Source organism: Acidovorax sp. GW101-3H11, assembly GCF_001633105.1.
In the GTDB taxonomy this organism is placed as follows: domain Bacteria; phylum Pseudomonadota; class Gammaproteobacteria; order Burkholderiales; family Burkholderiaceae_C; genus Acidovorax.
Map to the genome: position 1 here is coordinate 207,951 of NZ_LUKZ01000002.1, position 22,020 is coordinate 229,970.

At 62.5% G+C, this 22,020-nt stretch carries 23 protein-coding genes and 3 pseudogenes; 15 read left to right on the forward strand and 11 right to left on the reverse strand.

Annotated elements, in window-relative coordinates:
- The 6 genes and pseudogenes from A1D30_RS03150 to A1D30_RS03170 all read left to right on the forward strand — a co-directional run.
- Positions 1-1,569: copper-translocating P-type ATPase (locus tag A1D30_RS03150; protein WP_063459335.1), on the forward strand; the 1,569-nt coding region annotated here is incomplete at its 5' end.
- 60 nt (positions 1,570-1,629) lie between these two features.
- The gene (locus A1D30_RS03155; protein WP_242421767.1) at positions 1,630-2,094 is read left to right on the forward strand and encodes a hypothetical protein; all 465 of its coding nucleotides are present in this window, start codon (positions 1,630-1,632) and stop codon (positions 2,092-2,094) included.
- A gap of 75 nt (positions 2,095-2,169) precedes the next feature.
- A complete protein-coding gene (locus A1D30_RS03160) occupies positions 2,170-3,495 on the forward strand; it encodes a TolC family protein (RefSeq protein WP_063459336.1) in 1,326 nt (441 codons plus the stop codon).
- 12 nt (positions 3,496-3,507) lie between these two features.
- Positions 3,508-3,746: heavy metal-binding domain-containing protein (locus A1D30_RS26625; protein ID WP_277922012.1), on the forward strand; the 239-nt coding region annotated here is incomplete at its 3' end.
- A 1-nt stretch (position 3,747) separates the two neighbouring features.
- A pseudogene (locus tag A1D30_RS03165) lies at positions 3,748-5,175 on the forward strand (efflux RND transporter periplasmic adaptor subunit); the annotation flags it as partial.
- Positions 5,172-8,321 carry an efflux RND transporter permease subunit gene (locus A1D30_RS03170; protein ID WP_063459337.1) on the forward strand — a complete coding sequence of 1,050 codons (3,150 nt, stop codon included), beginning with the start codon at positions 5,172-5,174 and terminating at the stop codon, positions 8,319-8,321. The pseudogene A1D30_RS03165 and the gene A1D30_RS03170, both read left to right, overlap by 4 nt.
- Positions 8,322-8,497: 176 nt before the next feature.
- On the opposite strand, the gene merR is transcribed toward A1D30_RS03170, so the two are convergent.
- Positions 8,498-8,932: an Hg(II)-responsive transcriptional regulator gene (merR, locus tag A1D30_RS03175; protein WP_063459338.1), complete on the reverse strand. Its 435-nt coding sequence runs from the start codon at positions 8,930-8,932 to the stop codon at positions 8,498-8,500.
- A gap of 71 nt (positions 8,933-9,003) precedes the next feature.
- Here merR and merT point away from each other — a divergent pair, with 71 nt between their 5' ends.
- From merT to A1D30_RS03205, 6 genes and pseudogenes are all read left to right on the forward strand, one after another.
- Positions 9,004-9,354: a mercuric ion transporter MerT gene (gene merT, locus A1D30_RS03180; RefSeq protein WP_063459339.1), complete on the forward strand. Its 351-nt coding sequence runs from the start codon at positions 9,004-9,006 to the stop codon at positions 9,352-9,354.
- 15 nt (positions 9,355-9,369) lie between these two features.
- Positions 9,370-9,645: a mercury resistance system periplasmic binding protein MerP gene (gene merP, locus A1D30_RS03185; protein ID WP_063459340.1), complete on the forward strand. Its 276-nt coding sequence runs from the start codon at positions 9,370-9,372 to the stop codon at positions 9,643-9,645.
- A gap of 71 nt (positions 9,646-9,716) precedes the next feature.
- Entirely contained in the window at positions 9,717-11,402 is a 1,686-nt protein-coding gene (gene merA / locus A1D30_RS03190; protein WP_063459341.1) for a mercury(II) reductase, read from the forward strand.
- A 19-nt stretch (positions 11,403-11,421) separates the two neighbouring features.
- Positions 11,422-11,776: pseudogene (merD, locus tag A1D30_RS03195) on the forward strand (mercury resistance co-regulator MerD).
- The gene (gene merE, locus A1D30_RS03200) at positions 11,773-12,009 is read left to right on the forward strand and encodes a broad-spectrum mercury transporter MerE (protein WP_063459342.1); all 237 of its coding nucleotides are present in this window, start codon (positions 11,773-11,775) and stop codon (positions 12,007-12,009) included. The pseudogene merD and the gene merE overlap by 4 nt, the downstream one beginning before the upstream one ends.
- Positions 12,006-12,386, forward strand: a pseudogene (locus A1D30_RS03205) (EAL domain-containing protein); the annotation flags it as partial. The gene merE and the pseudogene A1D30_RS03205, both read left to right, overlap by 4 nt.
- A gap of 274 nt (positions 12,387-12,660) precedes the next feature.
- Here the strand turns inward: A1D30_RS03205 and A1D30_RS03210 are convergent.
- From A1D30_RS03210 to A1D30_RS03225, 6 genes are all read right to left on the reverse strand, one after another.
- On the reverse strand, positions 12,661-13,167 hold the full coding sequence (locus A1D30_RS03210) for a hypothetical protein (RefSeq protein ID WP_082836290.1): 507 nt from the start codon (positions 13,165-13,167) through the stop codon (positions 12,661-12,663).
- Between the two features lie 574 nt (positions 13,168-13,741).
- Positions 13,742-14,194, reverse strand: coding sequence for a hotdog domain-containing protein (locus A1D30_RS03215; RefSeq protein WP_063459343.1), 453 nt, complete (start codon positions 14,192-14,194; stop codon positions 13,742-13,744).
- A 165-nt stretch (positions 14,195-14,359) separates the two neighbouring features.
- Complete coding sequence (locus A1D30_RS26630; RefSeq protein ID WP_277922013.1) at positions 14,360-14,587, reverse strand: HAD domain-containing protein; 228 nt, start codon at positions 14,585-14,587, stop codon at positions 14,360-14,362.
- Positions 14,515-14,955 carry an HAD domain-containing protein gene (locus A1D30_RS24605; protein ID WP_347336229.1) on the reverse strand — a complete coding sequence of 147 codons (441 nt, stop codon included), beginning with the start codon at positions 14,953-14,955 and terminating at the stop codon, positions 14,515-14,517. Before A1D30_RS24605 ends, A1D30_RS26630 begins: the two co-directional genes overlap by 73 nt.
- Before the next feature lie 87 nt (positions 14,956-15,042).
- On the reverse strand, positions 15,043-15,291 hold the full coding sequence (locus A1D30_RS03220) for an MbcA/ParS/Xre antitoxin family protein (protein WP_082836292.1): 249 nt from the start codon (positions 15,289-15,291) through the stop codon (positions 15,043-15,045).
- 368 nt (positions 15,292-15,659) lie between these two features.
- Entirely contained in the window at positions 15,660-16,097 is a 438-nt protein-coding gene (locus A1D30_RS03225; protein WP_063459344.1) for a helix-turn-helix domain-containing protein, read from the reverse strand.
- Between the two features lie 177 nt (positions 16,098-16,274).
- Here A1D30_RS03225 and A1D30_RS03230 point away from each other — a divergent pair, with 177 nt between their 5' ends.
- On the forward strand, positions 16,275-16,715 hold the full coding sequence (locus tag A1D30_RS03230; protein WP_082836293.1) for a hypothetical protein: 441 nt from the start codon (positions 16,275-16,277) through the stop codon (positions 16,713-16,715).
- Here the strand turns inward: A1D30_RS03230 and A1D30_RS03235 are convergent.
- Entirely contained in the window at positions 16,712-17,014 is a 303-nt protein-coding gene (locus A1D30_RS03235) for a helix-turn-helix transcriptional regulator (RefSeq protein WP_082836294.1), read from the reverse strand. The genes A1D30_RS03230 and A1D30_RS03235 overlap by 4 nt on opposite strands.
- Before the next feature lie 113 nt (positions 17,015-17,127).
- Here A1D30_RS03235 and A1D30_RS03240 point away from each other — a divergent pair, with 113 nt between their 5' ends.
- Both A1D30_RS03240 and A1D30_RS03245 read left to right on the forward strand, forming a co-directional pair.
- Entirely contained in the window at positions 17,128-17,580 is a 453-nt protein-coding gene (locus A1D30_RS03240; RefSeq protein WP_063459346.1) for an HAD domain-containing protein, read from the forward strand.
- Positions 17,581-17,668: 88 nt separating this feature from the next.
- Positions 17,669-17,992, forward strand: a complete 324-nt coding sequence (locus A1D30_RS03245) for a hypothetical protein (RefSeq protein ID WP_063459347.1) — start codon at positions 17,669-17,671, stop codon at positions 17,990-17,992.
- A 36-nt stretch (positions 17,993-18,028) separates the two neighbouring features.
- On the opposite strand, the gene A1D30_RS03250 is transcribed toward A1D30_RS03245, so the two are convergent.
- From A1D30_RS03250 to A1D30_RS03260, 3 genes are all read right to left on the reverse strand, one after another.
- Complete coding sequence (locus A1D30_RS03250) at positions 18,029-19,147, reverse strand: tripartite tricarboxylate transporter substrate binding protein (RefSeq protein WP_082836295.1); 1,119 nt, start codon at positions 19,145-19,147, stop codon at positions 18,029-18,031.
- A 283-nt stretch (positions 19,148-19,430) separates the two neighbouring features.
- Positions 19,431-20,417: a tripartite tricarboxylate transporter substrate-binding protein gene (locus tag A1D30_RS03255; protein ID WP_063459348.1), complete on the reverse strand. Its 987-nt coding sequence runs from the start codon at positions 20,415-20,417 to the stop codon at positions 19,431-19,433.
- Between the two features lie 349 nt (positions 20,418-20,766).
- Positions 20,767-22,014 (reverse strand): AMP-binding protein, encoded by a 1,248-nt coding sequence (locus A1D30_RS03260; RefSeq protein WP_063459349.1) that lies wholly within the window; start codon positions 22,012-22,014, stop codon positions 20,767-20,769.
- Between the last annotated feature and the right edge of the window lie 6 nt (positions 22,015-22,020).

The following is a 22,020-nucleotide window of genomic DNA, read 5'->3' on the forward strand; positions in this document are numbered from 1 at the left end:
GCCGCCATCAAATCGCTGCTGGGCCTGGCCCCCAAGACCGCGCGGCGTATTGACACCAACGGTCAGGAGAGTGATGTTCCCTTGTCCCATGTCCATGTGGGAGACCTCTTGCGCGTGCGGCCTGGCGAGAAGGTTCCTGTGGATGGTGTGGTGGTCGAGGGGAGCAGCGCGGTGGACGAAGCCATGCTCACTGGCGAGCCGGTGCCCATCGTCAAGGGGCCTGGCGATGCCGTCATCGGTGCCACCCTCAATACCAACGGCGCTCTGGTGATCCGGTCCGAGCGGGTGGGTTCGGCCACCATGCTGTCGCAGATCGTTCAGATGGTTGCGCAGGCACAGCGCTCACGGGCCCCCATGCAGCGCATGGCTGACCAAGTGGCGGGGTACTTTGTCATGGCCGTGGTGGGTATCGCATTGCTCACGCTGTTCGCGTGGGGCCTGTTCGGTCCAGAGCCACGCTGGGTCTACGGCCTGGTCAATGCAGTTGCGGTGCTGATCATCGCGTGCCCTTGTGCGTTGGGCCTGGCAACGCCCATGTCCATCATGGTGGCCACAGGCCGGGGGGCGACCAGCGGCGTGCTGTTCAGAGACGCGGCTGCCATCGAGAACCTGCGCAAGGTGGACACGCTGATCGTTGACAAGACAGGCACGCTCACCGAGGGTAAGCCTTCCTTTGAATGTGTGGTGGCCATGCCTGGTCTGTCCGAGGACGAAGTGCTGCGCCTGGCAGCCAGTCTGGACCAAGGCAGCGAGCATCCGCTGGCCGATGCCATTGTGCAGGCGGCTCGTTCCAAGGGCCTGGTGCTGGACAAGCCCGAGGACTTCGAGTCCGGATCGGGCATCGGTGTGCGCGGACAGGTCGCTGGTCGCCAGCTCGCCCTGGGCAACACAGTCCTCATGGAGCAGGTCGGCGTTTCTGCCAATCCACTGCTTGCGCAGGCGGAGGCCTTGCGTGCCACAGGGGCCAGCGTGATGTATCTGGCTGCTGACGGGCAACTGCAAGGACTGTTGGCAGTCTCGGATGCCGTCAAGGCGAGCACGCCCGAAGCTCTGGCTACCTTGCACGCGGCGGGGCTTCGCATCGTCATGGCCACGGGTGACGGCATGACCACTGCCAAGGCGGTAGGTGCTAAGTTGGGGATTGATGAGGTCCATGGCGAGGTCAAGCCTGCGGACAAACTAGCCTTGGTGTCCCGACTACAAGCCGAAGGCCGTGTCGTTGCCATGGCAGGGGACGGGATCAACGACGCGCCCGCTCTGGCCAAAGCGGATGTGGGCATTGCGATGGGCACAGGCACCGATGTGGCGATGAACAGTGCCCAGGTCACCTTGGTCAAGGGCGATCTGCGGGGGATTTCCACAGCGCGGGAGCTGTCGGACGCAACGGTGGGCAACATGAAGCAGAACCTGATGTTCGCCTTCCTCTACAACGCGCTGGGCATACCGATTGCCGCAGGGCTGCTGTATCCCTTCACCGGCTGGCTGCTGTCGCCGATGATCGCTGCCTTGGCGATGAGCCTGAGTTCGGCGTCCGTGATCGCCAATGCCCTGCGGCTTCGCAAGGGCTGAGATGGCTCGGCAGGCCCGGATTTGATCTAGGTTAAGTCCGTGGCCACCGCTGGGGATACCATGCGCACCATGACCTTCGCTAGAAGCACCGTATCGCGCCAAGGACGCTGGATAGCCAGCGTTCTGATTGCGGCGTTGCTTCTGATGCAGTTCGCGTTGGCCGCCTATGCCTGTCCCAAGCTGGACTCCGCAGCCCATGCGGCGTTGATGCAAAAAGCGGGCATGGCGATGGAAGATGCCGTCGGCATGCCCTCCATGCCCGATTGCCACGCGATGGCGGGCACCATGGATGAGCAAGATCCCCAGCTGTGCCGAGCCCATTGTGATGGCGACAGCTTGTCTTCCCCCTCGCTCCAAGGTCTCGATCTGCAGGCGCTCGCTGCGCACGCCATCTGGGTCGCCTATGTGCTGCCTGCGATTCTGGACTCCGAGCGCCATGTTGACCCTCGGGCTGTCTACGCGGATCTGGACAGTCGAGCAGGCTCTCCCCCCATCTATCTCACCCATCAGGTCTTTCGGAATTGATCGTGCACGTCTTGCGCGCTGCCTTGCAGCGTTTGCGCAAGTCTGACTTCGTGCCCCTTCATTTCGAGGACCATCATGCCCATCGTCTCCTTTGGCGCTCCCTGCGAGCGCCCGTCTGCGCACCAGCGCATTCATCCCATCTCGCAGCGCATCCAGGTGCGCGAACTCTACCAACTGCGCCTTGGCGCTCTCGGGTTGCTGCTATCCGGCATCGTCTTGGCTGGCAACCAGGCCCACGCCCTGGGCTTCTCCGAGGCCTTGGATCTGGCAGAGCAGCACAGCCCCCGCATCGTGGCCCAGCGGCTGCAGGTTGATGCGGCCAGCAGCTCTCAGAAAGCGGCTGGAACCCTGCCGGATCCCAAGCTCTCAGTCGGGATCGAGAACTTTCCCATCAGCGGCATGGACCGCTTCAGCCTCACACGCGAGTCCATGACCATGCAGCGCCTGGCGCTGATGCAGGAGGTGCCGAACCGGGCCAAGCGCGATGCCCAGATCGCCAGTGCACAGGCCAAGGTGGAGCGTGAACGCGCCACCCTGGCGGTCCAGCGCCTGCAGATCCGCCAGGAGCTGAGCCAAGCGTGGATCATGACCCAGGCAATTGAACAGCGCGACCAGGTACTTGCCGGTTTACTGAGTGAGAACCAGCGCCTCCAAGACAGCCTGCCTGCCCGCATTGCGGGGGGGACGGCCCAGGCGGGAGACCTCCTGATGGCCAGGCAGGAGGCGCTTGCGTTGTCGGACCGCAGGGACGATCTGCAGCGGGAGCGGTCCAAGGCCAGGGCGATGTTGCGGCGCTGGGTTGGCGCCCGTGCCGACGAGGCACTGCAGGGCACTCCAGGGTCCTTGAGCCGCCCCTTGGACCAGCTGCGCTCGGAGGTACACCGCCATGCCGAACTGGCGCTGTACCCCGCCATGCAGGGCATGGCCTTGGCGGAGACGCGCGAAGCCCAGGCAGAAACCAAGGGTGATTGGTCCTGGGAAGTGGCCTACAGCCGCCGCGACCGGCGCTGGGGCGACATGGTGTCCTTCCAGGTGACCTTTGACCTTCCCTGGCAACAGGAGCGACGCCAGGCACCTCAGATCAAGGCCAAGCAGCTGGAGCTGCAGCGCCTGGAAGCAGAGCAGGAAGATGTGACCCGCAGGCACCTGCAGGAGCTGGAGGACAGCGCCTCAGAGCTGGCGGCACTGAACAGTCAGATCGAGCGGCTGCAATCGGCTGGCATGGGTCTGGCACAGGGGCGTGCTGAACTCGCGCTGGCCAATTACCAGTCTGCCAAAGGCGACTTGAGCGCCGTGCTGGCGGCTCGGGCCCAAGTGCGGGAGACGCACTGGCGGCTCATTGATCTGCAGGCACAGCGGGACACCGTGATTGCCCGCCTGAACAGCCTGATTGCCGACTGAAGGGAGAACCACATGACCAATACCGTTTTCAGAAAGACCGCTGTGGCCGTGGCACTGGTGGCTGCTGGCATCGCCCTCGGTTGGGGCGTCTCCCAATGGCGCACCGCGAACAGCCACGCAGTGGGAGCCAGTCCCGCATCGACAGAAGCAGCAAAAGCCGACCGCAAGGTGCTGTACTGGTACGACCCGATGTCGCCGACGCAGAAGTTCGACAAGCCAGGCAAGTCCCCCTACATGGACATGGCCTTGGTNACCGCGAACAGCCACGCAGTGGGAGCCAGTCCCGCATCGACAGAAGCAGCAAAAGCCGACCGCAAGGTGCTGTACTGGTACGACCCGATGTCGCCGACGCAGAAGTTCGACAAGCCAGGCAAGTCCCCCTACATGGACATGGCCTTGGTACCCAAGTATGCGGATGAGGACAATCAGGAAAGCTCCGGCCTGAGCGTCTCCGCCCAGGCGGTGCAAGCCCTCGGCCTACGCACGGCCGCCGTGGAGCAGCGCGACATTGGATCCGATGTGGACGTGCTGGGCACGGTCCAGCTCAATGACCGGGATGTGAGTATCGTCCAGGCGCGTTCTGCAGGATTTGTGGAGCGTGTCTATGCCCGGGCCCCGGGTGACGTGGTGGCCGCAGGCGCGCCATTGGCCGATTTACTGCTGCCTGAGTGGGTGGCTGCGCAGCGCGAGTTCCTCGCTGTCCGGGCGCTCAAGGAAGAGTCGCTGACGGCCGCTTCGCGTCATCGGTTGTCACTGCTGGGCATGCCTGCCTCGCTCGTGGCCCAGGTGGAGCGCACGGGCGAACCTCAGGGCCGCTACACGGTGACCTTCCCACAAGCAGGGATGGTGGCCGAACTGATGGTGCGCCAGGGCATGACGGTCTCTGCGGGTGCCAGTCTCGTACGCGTAAACGGTCTGGCCAGCGTCTGGATCGAAGCGGCCGTTCCTGAAGCGCAAAGCGGTCCCTTGCAACTGGGGCAGGACGCCCAGGTCCGCCTGGCCGCGTTTCCGGGCGAAACCCTCAAAGCCCGTGTCGTGAGCATCCTCCCAGAGGCCAACCGGGACACCCGCACGGTGCGCGTGCGCCTGGAGCTTCCCAACCCCACCCAGCGCCTGAAAGCAGGGATGTCCGGGCAGATTGTCCTGGCGGGACGCACACAGCCAGCGTTGCTGGTGCCCAGCGAAGCAGTGATCCGAACCGGTAAGCGGGCACTGGTTTACGTGGTGGACGGCCCCGGCAAGTACCACCCCGTCCAGGTACAACTTGGCGCGGAAATCGATGACCGACTCGTCATTCAAAGCGGACTCACCGCAGGGCAGCAGGTGGTCGCCTCGGCGCAGTTCCTGATCGACTCGGAAGCCAGCCTGCGAGGCATCATGCCCGCTCAACCTCCCGGCAGCAGCGCACAACCCATCGCTGAACAGGGTTCCTCGGCCTCTGCGGCTCCGGCGTCCAAGAGCTTTACGGTGCGAGGGGTGGTCGATGAGGTCACGCCAACCGAGCTGACCCTTACCCACGAGGCCGTGCCTGAACTGAAGTGGCCCGGCATGACCATGCCATTCAAGCTGGCAAACCCAGAGCTGGCCAAGGCCCTGAAACCGGAGCAGCAGGTCAAGTTCACCTTCCAGCAGCAAGGCAAGGACTTCGTGATCACTGCCGTGGAAAGGGTCAAGCCATGATCGCACGTCTGATCCGTTGGTCGGTGGCGAACCGATTCCTGGTTCTGCTGGCAACCGTGATGCTGAGCGCTTGGGGTGTGTGGGGCGTGCGCAGCACCCCCGTGGACGCTCTTCCCGATTTGTCGGATGTCCAGGTCATCATCCGCACCTCCTATCCCGGCCAGGCGCCGCAGATCGTGGAAAACCAGGTGACCTACCCACTGGCCACCACCATGCTGTCCGTCCCGGGCGCCAAGACAGTGCGCGGCTTCTCGTTCTTTGGCGACTCCTTCGTCTACATCCTGTTCGAGGATGGCACGGACCTGTACTGGGCGCGTTCTCGCGTGCTGGAGTACATGAACCAAGTGCAGGGACGACTACCCGCCACGGCCAAATCGTCGCTCGGCCCCGACGCCACCGGGGTCGGCTGGATCTACCAGTACGCGCTGGTGGACCGCACCGGAAAGAACGACCTGGCCCAGCTGCGGGCCCTGCAGGACTGGTTCCTGAAGTTCGAACTCAAGAGCCTACCCAATGTCGCGGAAGTGGCGTCGGTGGGCGGCATGGTCAAGCAGTACCAGGTGGTGCTTGATCCGATCAAACTCGCAGCCCAAGGGCTGACCCAGGGGCAGGTGCGTGAGGCCATCATGGGAGCGAACCAGGAAACGGGAGGATCGGTGCTGGAGTTGTCCGGGGCCGAGTACATGGTGCGCGCCAGCGGCTACCTCAAGACGCTGGACGACTTCCGGGCCATCCCGCTGGTGTCACGCGCCGGCATTCCCGTGCGCCTGGGCGATGTTGCAACACTCCAGATCGGACCGGAGATGCGGCGCGGTATCGCCGAACTCGACGGCGAGGGCGAGGTGGCCGGTGGCGTGGTGGTCCTGCGCTCGGGCAAGAATGCCCAGGAAACCATAAAAGCCGTCAAAGCCAAGCTCAGCGAACTGCAAAGCAGCCTGCCGCAGGGTGTGGAGATCGTCACCACCTACGACCGCAGCGCACTCATTGAGCGGGCGATCCAGAACCTCACCACCAAACTCGTGGAGGAGTTCATCGTGGTGGCTGTGGTCTGTGTCTTGTTCCTCTGGCACCTGCGTTCTGCGCTGGTCGCCATCATTTCTCTGCCGCTGGGGATCATGGCGGCGTTTCTGGTGATGCGCTACCAGGGCATCAACGCCAACATCATGTCCCTGGGCGGGATTGCGATTGCCGTGGGCGCCATGGTTGATGCGGCGGTGGTGATGATCGAGAACGCCCACAAGAAGCTGGAGGCCTGGCAGCACAAGCATCCCGACCGCCAACTTGTGGGGGAAGAGCGCTGGAAGGTAATCACCGAAGCCGCCGAGGAGGTGGGCCCCGCGCTGTTCTTCTCGCTGCTCATCATCACCTTGTCCTTCGTGCCCGTCTTCACGCTGGAAGCACAGGAAGGTCGCCTGTTCGGACCGCTGGCGTTCACCAAGACCTATGCGATGGCCGCAGCAGCGGCTCTCTCGGTCACGCTGATCCCCGTCCTCATGGGCTACTGGATCCGAGGGCGTATCCCTGACGAGCAGAAAAACCCGATCACGCGCGCGCTGATTGCCGTGTACCGGCCTTGCTTGGAATGGGTTCTGCACCGCCCCAAATCCACACTGGTCATCGCCGTGCTGGCGCTGACGACCACGATCTGGCCACTGTCGCGGCTTGGAGGCGAGTTCCTGCCCAGGCTGGACGAAGGCGATCTGCTGTACATGCCGTCGGCGCTCCCGGGTCTGTCGGCACAGCGGGCAACGGAGCTTCTGCAATTGAGCAACCGGATGATCAAGACGGTGCCCGAGGTCGAGCGCGTCTTCGGCAAGGCTGGCCGCGCGGAGACCGCCACCGATCCGGCACCACTGGAAATGTTCGAGACCACGGTGAAGCTCAAGCCCAGAGACCAATGGCGTCCAGGAATGACGCCCGAGGGTCTGATCGAGGAGTTGGACAAGGCCGTCAAGATCCCCGGCCTGTCCAACATCTGGATTCCGCCGATTCGCAACCGGATCGACATGCTCGCGACGGGCATCAAGAGTCCCATCGGGGTCAAGGTGACCGGCAACGACCTGAAGGTGATCGACGGGATCGCTGCCCAAGTCGAGCAGGTCGCCAAGGGCATTCCGGGAGTGACTTCGTCGTTGGCAGAGCGCCTGACGGGGGGGCGCTACGTCGATGTCCGCATCGACCGCACGGCCGCAGGGCGCTACGGGCTGAACGTAAGCGAAATCCAGGCCGTGGTCTCCGGGGCCATCGGTGGTGAAAACGTCTCGGAAACGGTCGAGGGCCTGGCCCGCTTCCCAATCAACCTGCGCTATCCGCGTGAATGGAGAGACTCCCCAGAACGCCTGGCCCAGTTGCCCATCTCCACCCCCATGGGTCAGCAGATCACGCTGGGTACGGTGGCCAGCATCTCCATCACCGATGGGCCGCCCATGCTCAAGAGCGAGAACGCCCGCCCATCGGGCTGGGTGTATGTCGATGTGCGGGGGCGCGATCTGGCATCGGTGGCCAATGACCTGCGCGATGCGGTGAGCCGCCAGATCAAGCTGGAGCCCGGGGTCAGCATCACGTACTCAGGCCAGTTCGAGTACCTGGAGCGGGCCAATGCCCGCCTGAAAGTAGTGGTGCCTGCCACCTTGCTGATCATCTTCGTGCTGTTGTACTTGACCTTCTCGCGCATGGGCGAGGCGGGACTGATCATGGCGACACTGCCATTTGCGCTCACTGGGGGCATCTGGTTCCTGTACCTGATGAACTACAACCTGTCCATCGCCACCGGTGTGGGCTTCATCGCTCTGGCGGGGGTCGCGGCAGAGTTCGGGGTGGTCATGCTCATCTACCTCAAGCAGGCACTCGCAGAGAGATGTCCAGACGGCAGGCAGCCCACGCTGGAAGAGCTGCTGGATGCGATCCGGGAAGGTGCTGTGCTGCGCGTGCGCCCCAAGGCCATGACCGTGGCTGTCATCCTAGCGGGCCTGGTGCCCATCGTGTGGAGCAGCGGGACAGGCTCGGAGGTCATGAGCCGCATCGCGGCCCCCATGCTGGGCGGTATGGTGACAGCGCCGCTGCTGTCCTTGTTTGTGATTCCTGCGGCCTATGTGCTGATGAGAAAGCCGAGAAAACGCGATCAGCCTGACACTGAGGCTTCGTGAGGCAGGCTTAGGGCGGCCCCCTTAGGGGCGTCGAGTTTGCTGATCGAGAGGCTGCGTGGCTGTCATTTTCAAAAGACAACAGCACGAAATATCAAAAGTCGGCCGCACGGTCTTTTCTGACGTTGAAGCACCTCAGAAAACGGAAAATAAAGCACGCTAAGGCGTAGCTCCCTCGGCTACACCGCGTTGGCACTGCGCGGTTCTTTCTCCCCTTGCAGCGCAGCAATCAGCGGACATGAAACGTTCCCTTGCCGCGCATGACAGGCGCACACCAGTTCAGACAGCACGCTTTCCATGCGAGCCAAGTCGGCCATCTTCTCGCGCACATCCTGAAGTTTGTGCTCGGCCAGGCTGCTGGCTTCCTCGCAGTGGGTGCCGTCATCCAGCCGTAGCAGCTCGGCGACCTCGTCCAAGCTGAAGCCCAGCCGCTGGGCTGATTTCACGAAGCGCACCCGCGTTACATCCGCCTCGCCATAGCGGCGGATGCTGCCATAGGGCTTGTCCGGCTCCAGCAACAAGCCCTTGCGCTGATAGAAGCGGATGGTCTCCACGTTGACCCCGGCCGCCTTGGCGAAAAGGCCGATGGTCAGATCCTTCAAATTGTTCTCCATATTGCTTGACTCCGTACATTGGTACGGAAGTAAGCTTAAGCTATCCAATTCAGATTCGAAAGGACAAGCGTATGCCTGAACCTCAAAACGGGCGCGGCGCCCTCTTCACTGGAGGGCTGGCCGCCATCCTCGCCTCGGCTTGCTGCCTCGGGCCGCTGGTTCTGATCGCCTTGGGGTTCAGCGGCGCTTGGATCGGCAACTTGACGGTGTTGGAACCCTATCGCCCCATCTTTATCGGCGTGGCGCTGGTGGCGCTTTTCTTCGCCTGGCGGCGCATCTACCGCCCGGCGCAAGCCTGCAAACTGGGTGAGGTCTGCGCGATTCCCCAAGTGCGCGCTACTTACAAGCTCATTTTCTGGGTCGTGGCCGCGCTGGTTCTGGTCGCGCTCGGATTTCCCTACGTCATGCCATTTTTCTATTAATCACAGGAGTTCACTATGAAAAAACTGTTTGCCTCCCTCGCCCTCGTTGCCGTTGTTGCCCCCGTGTGGGCCGCCACCCAGACCGTCACGCTGTCCGTACCGGGCATGACTTGCTCCGCTTGCCCGATCACCGTCAAGAAGGCGATTTCCAAGGTCGAAGGCGTCAGCAAAGTTGATGTGACCTTCGAGACGCGCGAAGCCGTCGTCACCTTCGATGATGCCAAGACCAGCGTGCAGAAGCTGACCAAGGCCACCGGGGACGCGGGCTATCCGTCCAGCGTCAAGCAGTGAGTCACTGAAAACGGCACCGCAGCACATTTGACGTCATTGCCTGGCGCCACAAACGATAAAGGATCTGTTGCATGACCCATCTAAAAATCACCGGCATGACCTGCGACTCGTGCGCGGCGCACGTCAAGGAAGCGCTGGAAAAAGTGCCCGGCGTGCAGTCGGCGCTGGTGTCCTATCCGAAGGGCACAGCGCAACTCGCCACCGAGGCGGGCACGTCACCGGATGCGCTGACTGCCGCCGTGGTCGGACTGGGCTACAAAGCAACGCTCGCCGATGCGCCACCGACGGACAACTGCACCGGGCTGCTCGACAAGGTGAGCGGCTGGATGGGGGCCGCTGATGAGCGCAGTGACGGTGAACACCAGTTGCAGATCGCGGTGATCGGCAGCGGTGGAGCCGCGATGGCCGCGGCGCTGAAGGCCGTCGAGCAAGGCGCGCACGTCACGCTGATCGAGCGCGGCACCATCGGCGGCACCTGCGTCAATATCGGTTGTGTGCCGTCCAAGATCATGATCCGCGCCGCTCACATCGCCCATTTACGCCGGGAAAGCCCATTCGACGGCGGTATCACCGCGACTGTGCCTGCGATTGATCGCAGCAAACTACTGGCCCAGCAGCAGGCCCTCGTCGATGAACTCCGCCATGCCAAGTACGAAGGCATCCTGGACAGCAATTCAGCCATCACCGTTCTGCATGGTGAAGCTCGTTTCAAGGACGACCAGAGCGTTGTCGTCCGTTTGAACGAGGGTGGTGAGCGCGTCGTGATGTTCGACCGCTGCCTGGTCGCCACGGGTGCCAGTCCGGCCGTGCCGCCGATTCCGGGCCTGAAAGAGTCACCGTACTGGACGTCGACCGAGGCGCTGGTCAGCGAGACCGTTCCCGAACGCCTGGCCGTGATCGGCTCGTCGGTGGTGGCGCTGGAACTGGCGCAAGCCTTTGCCCGGCTGGGCAGCCAGGTCACGATCCTGGCGCGCAGAACGCTGTTCTTCCGCGAAGACCCGGCCATCGGCGAGGCCGTTACCGACGCTTTCCGTGCCGAAGGGATCACGGTGTTGGAACACACGCAAGCCAGCCAGGTCGCGCATGTGAACCGCGAATTCGTGCTGACCACGGGGCACGGTGAAATACGCGCCGACAAGCTGCTGGTCGCTACCGGACGGACACCGAACACGCGCAGCCTGGCACTGGACGCGGCGGGGGTCACCGTCAATGCGCAAGGGGCCATCGTCATCGACAAGGGCATGCGCACCAGCACGCCGCACATTTATGCGGCTGGCGACTGCGCTGACCAGCCGCAGTTCGTCTATGTGGCGGCAGCGGCCGGCACCCGTGCCGCGATCAACATGACGGGCGGAGATGCGGCCCTCGACTTGACCGCGATGCCGGCCGTGGTGTTCACCGATCCGCAAGTGGCGACCGTGGGCTACAGCGAAGCGGAAGCGCATCACGACGGGATCGAGACCGACAGTCGCACCCTGACCTTGGACAACGTGCCGCGTGCGCTTGCCAATTTCGACACACGCGGCTTTATCAAGCTGGTCATTGAGGAAGGTAGCGGAAGGCTCATCGGTGTGCAGGCGGTGGCCCCGGAAGCAGGCGAACTGATCCAGACGGCTGTTCTCGCAATTCGCAACCGCATGACGGTGCAGGAACTGGCCGACCAGTTGTTCCCCTACCTGACGATGGTCGAGGGCTTGAAGCTCGCGGCGCAGACGTTCAGCAAGGACGTGAAGCAGCTTTCCTGCTGCGCCGGATGAGGGAAAAAGGAGGTGTTCAATGAACGCCTACACAGTGTCCCGGCTGGCCCTTGATGCCGGGGTGAGCGTGCATATCGTGCGCGACTACCTGCTGCGCGGACTGCTGCGGCCGGTGGCGTGCACCCCAGGCGTTCGATGACGCCGCCTTGCAACGCCTGTGCTTCGTGCGGGCCGCCTTCGAGGCGGGCATTAGCCTGGACGCACTGACGCGGCTGTATCGGGCGCTGGATGCTGCGGACGCCAACGAAGCGGCCACGCAGCTTGCCGTGCTGCGCCAGTTCGTCGAACGTCGGCGCGAAGCGCTGGCCGATCTGGAAGTGCAGTTGGCCACCCTGCCGACCGAGCCGGCCCAGCACGCGGAGAGTCTGCCATGAACAGCCCCGAGCGCTTGCCGACCGAGACACACAAGCCGTTCACCGGCTACCTGTGGGGCACGCTGGCCGTGCTCACCTGTCCCTGCCATTTGCCGATTCTCGCCATTGTGCTCGCGGGAACAACGGCCGGCGCGTTCATCGGGGAGTATTGGGGTATTGCAGCCCTCACGCTGACCGGTTTGTTTGTCCTGTCTGTGACGCGGCTGCTGCGGGCCTTCAGGGGGCGATCATGAGCGCTTCCCAACCCATTGAATGGACGGTGGCGCAACTGGCGCTGGCGCTGGCGCTGGCGGTTGCGGTTGCGGTTGCGGTTGCGGTTGCGGGCGGTCAGCTTGATCTGCACTACCAGCCGATTGTCGATTTGCGTAGTGACCAGATTGTCGGCGCGGAAGCCCTGTTGCGCTGGCGTCACCCGATGCTCGGACTGTTGCCGCCGGGCCAGTTCCTGCCCGTGACCGAATCGTCTGGCCTGATGCATGAAATCGGTGCTTGGGTGCTGGGCGCAGCCTGCCGTCAGATGCGCGACTGGCAGGCGCTGGCATGGCAACCGTTCCGGCTGGCCGTCAATGTTTCGGCGAGCCAGGTGGGGTCTGACTTCGACGGGTGGGTACCAGGTCAGCGGCGCCCCCCCTGTCGCTATCGCTGAAAACTGAAGATCCGATAAGAGCACCGTCGCCGCCATCAATGGCACCCAATTGAGCTATCGATCAAGCATGGATGCAAAGGAACCGAACACATTCCCACTTCTGAAATGCGTAGTGCTTGCGGGCGGCAGTAACGGGCTCAGGGGGAACGCGCCTTGCGCTGGTCGATTCAGGAAGGTGGTTTACAGAATCTCAATGAGATTTTGTGGCGAGCGCCCCTCAGGACGCTCGCGGGGGAGGCTACCTGGATGGCATGGCCGCCTGGCGGTCCACCATCATTTGCATCATTTGTTCCATCATGGCCATGCGGCGCTCCATTTGAGCGTGCATGCCCATCATGCCGCCTCCCATGCCCGAGTTTCCAGATGCTGCAGGTGCGGCAGGTTTGGCCTGCGCCCCTTGCTGCATCATCCCCATACCCATGCCACCAGAATTACCTGCACCCATCATGGTCATACCGGACTGCATGAGCTTCATGTGTTCATCCATCAGCGCAGAACGTTCGGCGGGAGTCTTGGCCGCCTGCATTTTTTTGTGCATTTCCTGCATCGCCGTCATCTGACGATCAAAGGCGTCCGGTGTCGGCGGGGTGGTAGCTGCCGGGGCAGACTGGGTGGTTACGCCACCGCTCTGCGCATCACCGGGGTGGTGGCCTGCGTGTTCGTCCGCAGGTTTTGGAGATTGCGCGACGGCACAGCCCGCCACGAAAAGGGTTGTCAACAGCCCAGCGACGATATTCAGACGCATGATGGTCTCCTTGTTGGTTCAACTGCAGCATGACGACGTACGGTTCGCAGCACCTTGATTCACATCAACAGAGGTTGTGGACCGAGACGAACAGCAGCAGCCACCGGTTGTTCGGCGCGATGAAGTCGCCACCACGGCGTCTGCTTTGTATCCGGCACGCTCAATTGCAGAGCGAACAAGCTCTACAGTGTCGTCTTCGGCTTGCCCAGGAACGCGGACCTGCCGCGCGGCCACATCGATTTCTACTTCGACGCCTGCTGGCAGTTGGGCCTGAGCTATTGCTCGACGAATACGCTGAGCACAACCGCCGCACGTCATATCAAGAACATTGAAATGGACCATGTGAGCCTCCTTTGGTTGATTCACGTTTTGACTATGAACCTTGCCACGGTGGGAAGGTCAAGGTCTCACGGAATTCAATCGCATAGAAGACCGGAAAGCAGCAAACGAACCCAGTGCTGGTGGTGTCTCTACGAGCTAGAACGCTCGCGCCTTGGGTGAACGATCGTCGAAAATCTCCATCTCAGCCGAGGGGAAGGACACCTTTGGCGCCTTGCGCCTTCACGCCGTGTGCCTAGCGCGCAGGCGCCACCATGGCGGTGGCAATTGCCAAATGCTGGGCTGGCCCTGTACCTGCCTGAGAGAGAAATCCCTCGGCGAACGAGAAGTTTTTAGCAGATCGAACCACATGCGCTTGGAATGCAAGCGACTCGTTGACAAGTGCAAGGGACAAAAATTTGACCGACAACTCCAGGGTGACGACGACCTTGGAATCGTAGTGACCCAGACCGGCAAGCACGAAGGCCGCATCAAAACCTGCGGCGATAACGCCGCCATTGATTGCGGAGGTTCCTCCACCTCCCTGAAGGCCAGATTCGATTTTGGTGAAATTGATGATCGCCAAGCCTGGCTCTTCGAACGCCCCCCTAAACCCAAACCAAGCAATTTCTTTCCTGGCGTTGAATTGAGCCAATTGCTCTTCGCGCTGAGTGGAGACTAGGCGAAACGGGATGGTCGGACTATGCATGGGAAAGCGGTGGTGCGTTTACCGTCCAAATGTACATTGAGGGCTCGTCAAAATGTACATTCAGGATGCGTCTAACCTTGCATCCAAGACACTTGCGGCGGGGGTTTTCTCGAATGAAGATTCGATAGTTGGACCGTTGTTAAGTCCACCGTACCCCGCGAGCTGCTATGGGGTTCTGGCCGACAAGGCCACATGACAGCTGCGCAATTTTTCCCTCAGTTCGTGTTGTACCTCGGGGTTGGACAAGCCCGTAGTTCCCTCGCATGCGACCAGGTTTTGCCGACAGGAGTCAGGCCAATCTTCCAGATCGTCATCGAGCGCTATCCACTGCTGGGGTTTTCTACGCTGAGCGTCTTCTTGAACTTGCACGCCCCGGGGCGTGGTGCGAAACATGGACAGATTAGATTCCACGGATCCACGCCATGGACACGCCTGTGGTACGTCCCACCAATAAACCGGGCACGCAATGAGGCCGGAAGGCGTTTGAGTGTCGCGCTGTATCCGGGACGGATGCACCAGGTGCTACTCAGTACCAGGGCGACTGCCGGGTGGGGTTGAAGCACTGACTCCAGGATTGGAACCCATTCGAACAGCGAATGTCCTGCAGCCTCATACGGGCTCATGTAGATGCCCCTGCGGGGATGCCAGAGCACTTTTTCATGGTGAACAACACCATCGAGATCGAGGTACAGGACGACGTCCGCGCTGCGTGGAGTGGACGCATGGAGATATGGGGAATTTTGGCCAGAGGACATAGCCATATGTTGGGATTGCGCTGGGTGGCGATTTAGCCAAGGACGACGGCAGGGCCAGGGCGGATTCAGAACTCGCCAACCACGTGCGTAGTCCTACGAGAACGCACCAGACTGGACACGCATGAGCAAGCTCCGCACCACCTCAAGGCCGCCGGGCTCTTTGAGTACATCGAGAGGCCTTCGATCGCCCAATGCCGGGACCGCCCCCACTAGCCAGTGATGAAGCCAGTCCTTTGCGTCGAAACCAGTTGGGTCGCCACACTCGTCAACCATGCGCTGCACAAGCATAGTGAGAATAGCGATGTGGTCTTCCAGGGCGATGAGGGCAGAATCTGCGGCCATGATTTACCGATCAGTCCCGCTAACAATGGCGTAGCGGCGTCGCCGGAGCGTCGGATTTTTGGTGGCATCGCCCAGGCGCGCCCATTCCCTTGCGGTGACGAAAGGAGGAGCGTGCTTCACCGTGATTGCGATGACGGGCTTCGCCTTCCGGGCCGCTTGAGCTGTGCAGTGCAATTCCACGGCGAGGGGATCTCTCAAGAGCTGTCGCGAGCTTCGGAGAGAGATTTCATCAAAGTACCTCTCAGAAAAACGTCGCCCCCGGGGGCATGCTTTCGCAGAGGTCGCACCGGGGGCTTGCTTTGCGCTGATGATAGCAACGATGTTCAAACTCATCGCAGGGTTGTATCGGGAGGAGAACCTGCGCTGACTCACCAAAGGCCCCGCTTACTCACTTTTACCAGTGCGCTGGTAAGGGCCATCAGCGTTTCTGCATCTGTCAGCGCCTCCGCCCCCATCAACGTGGACGGCAACGGAATTCCAGCGATCTCTTGAGTACGGTTGAGCACCTGCTCCACCAAACTGGTCCGGGGAACAAACATGTAGTGCACTTCACAGTCCAGGCCATGAGCCAAACGTGCAAGCGTATTCAGCGTGATAGTGCCGTTGGCCTCGGCCTGCTCCAGTTTGCGGACTCCCTGTGCCGTCATGCCCAAACGCTCACCTAGCGCTTTGGAGCTCATGCCCAAGGCCAATCTTACCGTCTTTGCCCAGCCACACCTGGGCGTGGCATTCCGCTGCAGCTTCGCGAAATCGCAAAACTGCCGGTCAAGTTCGGCCAAGCGGGTGAGATCCAGGCGGTTTTTCAAGGGGGCAAACGCATGAGGCAACAGACTGGTTGCCTCTTTAAGCAGATCTGGGCAACCGGTTTATTTCCATTGGGAGAGAGGCACACTTGGAAAACAAAAATGGCATTCCATTCAGCTATCTTCGCACGCCACGGTCTCGAACGGGACCAATTGGTCTCATATTAACTTGAATGAAGAATGATGCTGCGTTTGGAAAAAGCGACCCTAGGAAAATTTGGAGCACAGGACATGATGCGCCTGATCACGTCACGGGGTTGGGAAGCCATCCTGCCGGATGCGCTGGATGACAACCACCTTTTGTTGATGTCAGACCAGCTCCGAGACCTTCTGTCTGGCTCGGATTGGAGCGGGGATCACGATCCCGCTAGTGCAGCCTTACCGCTCGCCCTGTTGCTTCTGACCAAGGCGGGAGCGAAACGTTCAGGAGACAGCTTGGAAGTGGGGCTGGAAACTCTGCAGGAAGCACTGTGCTTACTCAGCACTGCCGTGGATCGGGAGATCGTCAATCGGATGCTGCAACGCCAAGATGCCACGCCCATTGGCGCCGGGCTTGTACAGGGACTTCAAATGCTTGTCCAGCAAGCCAAGGAACAGGTCGACTCGGAATGCCACGCCTAGTCTGAAATGACGCCCTTGAAGTCCGCTTTGACGGTCTTGAGGAGTTCATTGACCAAAGTTGTGTCCAGGTCCGGGCAGTACGCGGCAGCAATCAAGGTCAGAGGATGGATCTGCATCTGCTCGGCCAACACCTCAATGGTGCGGATGCTGGGAACTTGATGACCCTGCTCGATACGGCTGATGTGTCGGCGGCTCGTCGCCAGCAGCATGTCCTCCTGAACCAAGCCTTGTGCGGTGCGCAATTGCCGCAGCGCCCGACCAAAGTCGGCTTGGGGAGGGACACTCTTTCGGGAAGACATCCTCCCGATTTCCGCCTAATGAGACTAAAAAGACCACGACCAACTAGTCTCACTTGTTCGCTAACTCGGTAGAAATTTCATCCTTGTTGGAAATCTGTTTCTGAAGTAGCGCTGTGTCCATACTCTTTCTGGATTTTGATGGGGTCTTGCACCCGGAGCATTGCCACGCGTCCAAGCATTTTTGCTGCTTGCCGATCCTGGAAGATGCGCTACGGCATGTACCCGCGTGCCAAGTTGTGATCACCAGCACTTGGCGCCTGGAAAAATCCTTTGAGGATCTACTGCAGAGGTTCTCTCTGGACATTACCGCCTTGATCGATGGCGTCACTCCCAGATATTGCGAACTGGTGAACGTCCCGAATACGCTGGTGGGGTACGACCGGGAGGCGGAGTGTCATGCCTGGCTTTGGGCCAACAAACTCCCACATTGCAACTGGGTGGCCGTGGATGACCGATCGTGGCTCTATCGACCGTTTTGCAAGTCGCTGTTTTTGGTCGATGGCCGAACGGGGCTAACGCAGGCTACCGGTTCGCAACTTGCAGCGCGTCTTCAAAGCCTTTTTTGAAAAAAATCAGGAGGGTAGACAACATGAGCTTTGTAAACAAAGGGCTAGGGTTTACCCGGAACTCCTAACCGGGTGTTCTGCACCGAAAGTGAGATTACCCCTGCTGGCGACCTACGCCCCCGATGCCGAGCAGTACGTGCTGCACGGTGAGCGCCTGGCGCAAGGCCATGCGCAGATGCGCGAGCGGTTTCTGGCCCGGTTTGCCGAGCCCGACCTGCATGCGCGCCTGCTGTCGCGCACCGTGGTGGGTGCCATGGTGGTGGATTGCGAGCTGATCACCCGCAACTTCCCCGAGGGCCTGGGCACGGTGGAGATGTTGTGTGTTTACGAGGTGGTGGATGGGTGCATCCAGCGGGCATCGTTCGCCACTGGGGCAAGGCGCCTGGGGCCCTCTGTGCTGCCTGCAGGCTGATCGCGCACCCTGACGGGGCCGTGCCCCCTGTCTGTATCAGTCCACCTTGGCGCCCGAGGTCTTTACCACCTGCGCCCATTTCCGGTGTTCGTTGTCGATGTGTTTTGCAAAGTCGGCCGGGGTGTTGCCGCCGGGGATGGCGCCCTGGGCCAGCAGCCGTTCCTTCATGGCCGGTGTGGCCAGGGACTTGGCGACCTCCTGCTGGATGCGGTTCACGATGTCGGGCGGTGTGCCCGCCGGGGCCAGCAGGCCGAACCAGGAGCTGGCCTCATAACCCTTGAGCGTGGGGCCGCCAGCCTGCTCCACCGTGGGCACATCGGGCAGGGCGCTGGAGCGCTCGGAGCTGGTCACCGCCAGCGCCGTGAGCTTGCCCGCCTTGATCTGCGCCATGGACGAGGGCAGGTTGTCGAACATCACATCGGCATTGCCCGCCACCATGTCCAGCAGCGCCGGGCCCGAGCCCCGGTAGGGCAGGTGCAGCATGAAGGTGCCCGTCATGCTCTTGAACAGCTCGCCTGCCAGGTGGATGGAGGTGCCGTTGCCGCTCGATGCCATGTTCATCTTGCCGGGGCTGGCCTTGGCCACGCGGATGAAGTCCTGCACGTTGGTCACGCCCAGGGCCTTGGCCTTGTCAGTGTTCATCACCATCACGTTGGGCACGGCGGCCACCAGGGTGATGGGCACGAAGTCCTTGATGGGGTCGTAGGGAAGCTTGGCATACAGCGCGCGGTTGATGCCGTGCGTGCCCACCGTGCCCATGAGCAGGGTGTAGCCGTCGCCGGGTGACTTGGCCACCATTTCGGCGCCCACATTGCCGCCAGCACCTGCGCGGTTGTCCACGATGAACTGCTGGCCAAACGCCTTGGACAGCTCCGGCGCCATGGCGCGCGCCAGGATGTCGGTGGTGCCACCGGGGGCGAATGGCACGACGATGCGCACGGGCTTGGTGGGCCAGCCCGCACCCGCAGGGGCGGCCGCCTGGGCATGGGCCGTGCCCGGTGCGAGCAGCGCACCGGCGGCGGCCACGGCCAGTGCGCCCAGCGCGCTCAGGGTGAAGGCCAGGGCCACGGCCTTTCGGCGGCTGCGCGCATGGGCGCGGGCCTGGATCTGTGCGCTGGAGCGCGCCGGGGTGCGGAAGTCGTGTGCTTGTGCCATGGAAACCATTCCTCGTTGAAACCGGTGGAAGCCTGCGCCGCTGCCTGTGCTTGTTCGGCGTATCTGCCCTCTGTTCTACGCGGGTGCGCGCGGCCCGGGCAGATGGGATTACCCGAAGGTGTCGCGGCCTTGCAGGTTGCCGCGCGTGTCGCCGTGGTGGGCCAATCGGGGTGGCGCAATGGTGCGTCAAAAAAAGAAAGCCACCGGGCCATGTGGCGCGGTGGCTTGGGGGCGGGCGGTGGAGTGATGCCGCACCGCCCGGGTGGGCAGCGATGTTGCCGGGTCAGTCGGCGTAGGTGCCGGCAGCCTTGATCACGGCGCCCCATTTGTCGATTTCGGCGGCCACAAACTTCTTGTGCTCAGGGCCGTCCACGCGCTTGTCGGTCACGACCACGGCGCCCAGGGCTTCCTGCTTCTTGATGAACTCGGGGTCCTTCAGAGCGGTCTTGAGGGCTTCGTTGATCTTCTTCTGCACATCGGCAGGCGTGCCCTTGGGCGCGTACAGGCCGTGCCAGATGCTCACGTTGAAGTCCTTCAGGCCCGACTCCGCCAGCGTGGGCAGGTCCTTCAGCGCGGGCGTGGTCAGGCGCTTGGCGGTGGTCACGGCGTAGGCCTTGACCTTCTTGCCTTCGATCTGCGACGTGGTGTTGGTGGTCTGGTCGCACAGCAGGTCGATCTGGCCGCCGATCAGGTCGGTGATGGCGGGTGCGGTGCCCTTGTAGGGCACGGCGGTCATGTCCACCTGCATGGCGCTCTGGAACATCAGGCCGCACAGGTGCGACGCAGCGCCCAGGCCCGCATTACCCAGGTTGATCTTGCCCTTGTTCTGCTGGATCCAGGCCGTGAGTTCCTTGAAGTTGTTCGCGGGCATGGTGGGGCGCGCGATCAGCGTCATGGGCACTTCGTTGACCATGCCCAGGTATTCAAAGTCGTTGGGCACGCTGAACGAGAGCTTGCGGTACAGCGCAGGCATGGTGGACATGCCAATGTGGTTGAGCAGCAGCGTGTAGCCATCGGGGGTGGCGCGGGCCACGCGGGCGGCGCCGATGGAACTGCCTGCACCGGCGGTGTTGTCTACCACCACGGTGGCGCCCAGGGGCTTGCGCAGTGCTTCGGCCAGGTCACGGGCCACGCGGTCGGTCGGGCCACCGGCGGCAAAGGGCACCACGATGGTGACGGTCTTGTCCTTGGCGGGGAACTCTTGGGCACTGGCGCCAAAGGCAGCGGCTGCGGCGGCAGCAATCAGTGCGAGTTTCAGCATCTTTTTCATGGTCTCTCCTGTAAATGACGGGCCATGATAGCGAGGGGGATTTGCGGAAACATTGCGGATAGTACGTAGCACACTGGTGACATGGTTTTCAAGCGCAAGAGGCCTGTTGTGCCTTTCTGTATTGACTTGTTTGCTATCAATAAAATAGCGATTGTTAGGGTAAACACTGCGGTTCCCCGGCGCGCCAGATGGGCATGTCTTGCGCTGCCGCAAACCCGCTTCCCCCGGCGCCAAAACCCGCAGCGGGCCCTTGAAACCGGCACCCGCCAACGCCAGAGCCACCGTGGAACTGGCTTTGCCAGGCCGCGGGTGGTGTCCCCCAGGGGGACGGCGCCGCAAGCGGCCCAGGTTACCGATAACTCCGCGCGTCCTCGATCACCTTGCCGTCGTTGGGCAGCGTGCCCGGGGCCACCATCTGCACGTCGCCGCGCAGCTTGGTCACTTCGCGGATGGCGTCGCCCAGCTGGTGGGCCAGGCCCTCGGCGGTCTCGGTAGTTTCGACCTGCAGCACCATCTGGTCGTTGGCCATTTCGCCGCTGACCACCAGGCGCGCGCGCAGCACCTGCGGAAAGCGCCGCGCAATCGTGGCGATCTGCCCGGGGTGCACAAACATGCCGCGCACCTTGGTGGTCTGGTCGGCCCGGCCCATCCAGCCCTTGATGCGGGTGTTGGTGCGGCCGGTGGGGCAAGGGCCAGGCAGCACGGCCGAGAGGTCGCCGGTGCCAAAGCGGATCAGCGGGTAGTCGGGGTTGAGCGTGGTTACCACCAGTTCGCCCACCTCGCCCTCGGGCACGGGGTCGCCGGTCCCGGGGCGCACGATTTCGACGATCACGCCTTCGTCCAGCACCAGGCCCTCACGGGCCGAGGTTTCGTAGGCAATCAGGCCCAGGTCGGCGGTGGCGTAGCACTGGTAGCCCGCAATGCCCCGCTCGGCAAACCAGTCGCGCAGGCTGGGCGGAAAGGCTTCGCCCGACACCATGGCCTTGGTCACGCTGGGCAGCGCCACGCCCAGCTCGGCGGCCTTCTCGACAATGATTTTCAGAAAGCTCGGCGTGCCGATGTAGCCCGCAGGCTTGAGCTCCGCCATGGCCTGCACCTGCTGCTCGGTCTGGCCCGTGCCGCCCGGGAATACGGTGCAGCCCAGTGCATGGGCGCCGGTTTCCATCATCGAGCCTGCTGGCACGAAGTGGTAGCTGAAGCTGTTGTGGATCAACTCGCCGCCGCGAAAGCCTGCGGCGTGGATGGCCCGCGCCATGCGCCAGTAGTCGGGCCGCGTGCCCTCGGGCTCGTAGATGGTGCCGGGGCTGGCAAACACGCGCGTCATGCCGGGGCCAAAGCCCAGCGCGCTGAAGCCGCCAAACACATTGGTGGCGCGGCCGGCCTGCTGGCGCTCCAGCAGCTCGTACTTGCGCGTGACGGGCAGCCGCGCCAGCGCCGCGCGGCTGGTGACGGACGACGCGTCCACTCCGGCCAGGATGCTGGCAAACGCGGGGGATGCCTTCTGGGCATGTGCCACCTGGGCGGGCAGCGCGGCCAGCAAGGCGGCCTCGCGCTCGGACGGATTGCGGGTTTCCAGGGCGTCGTAAAACGTGCTCATGCCATG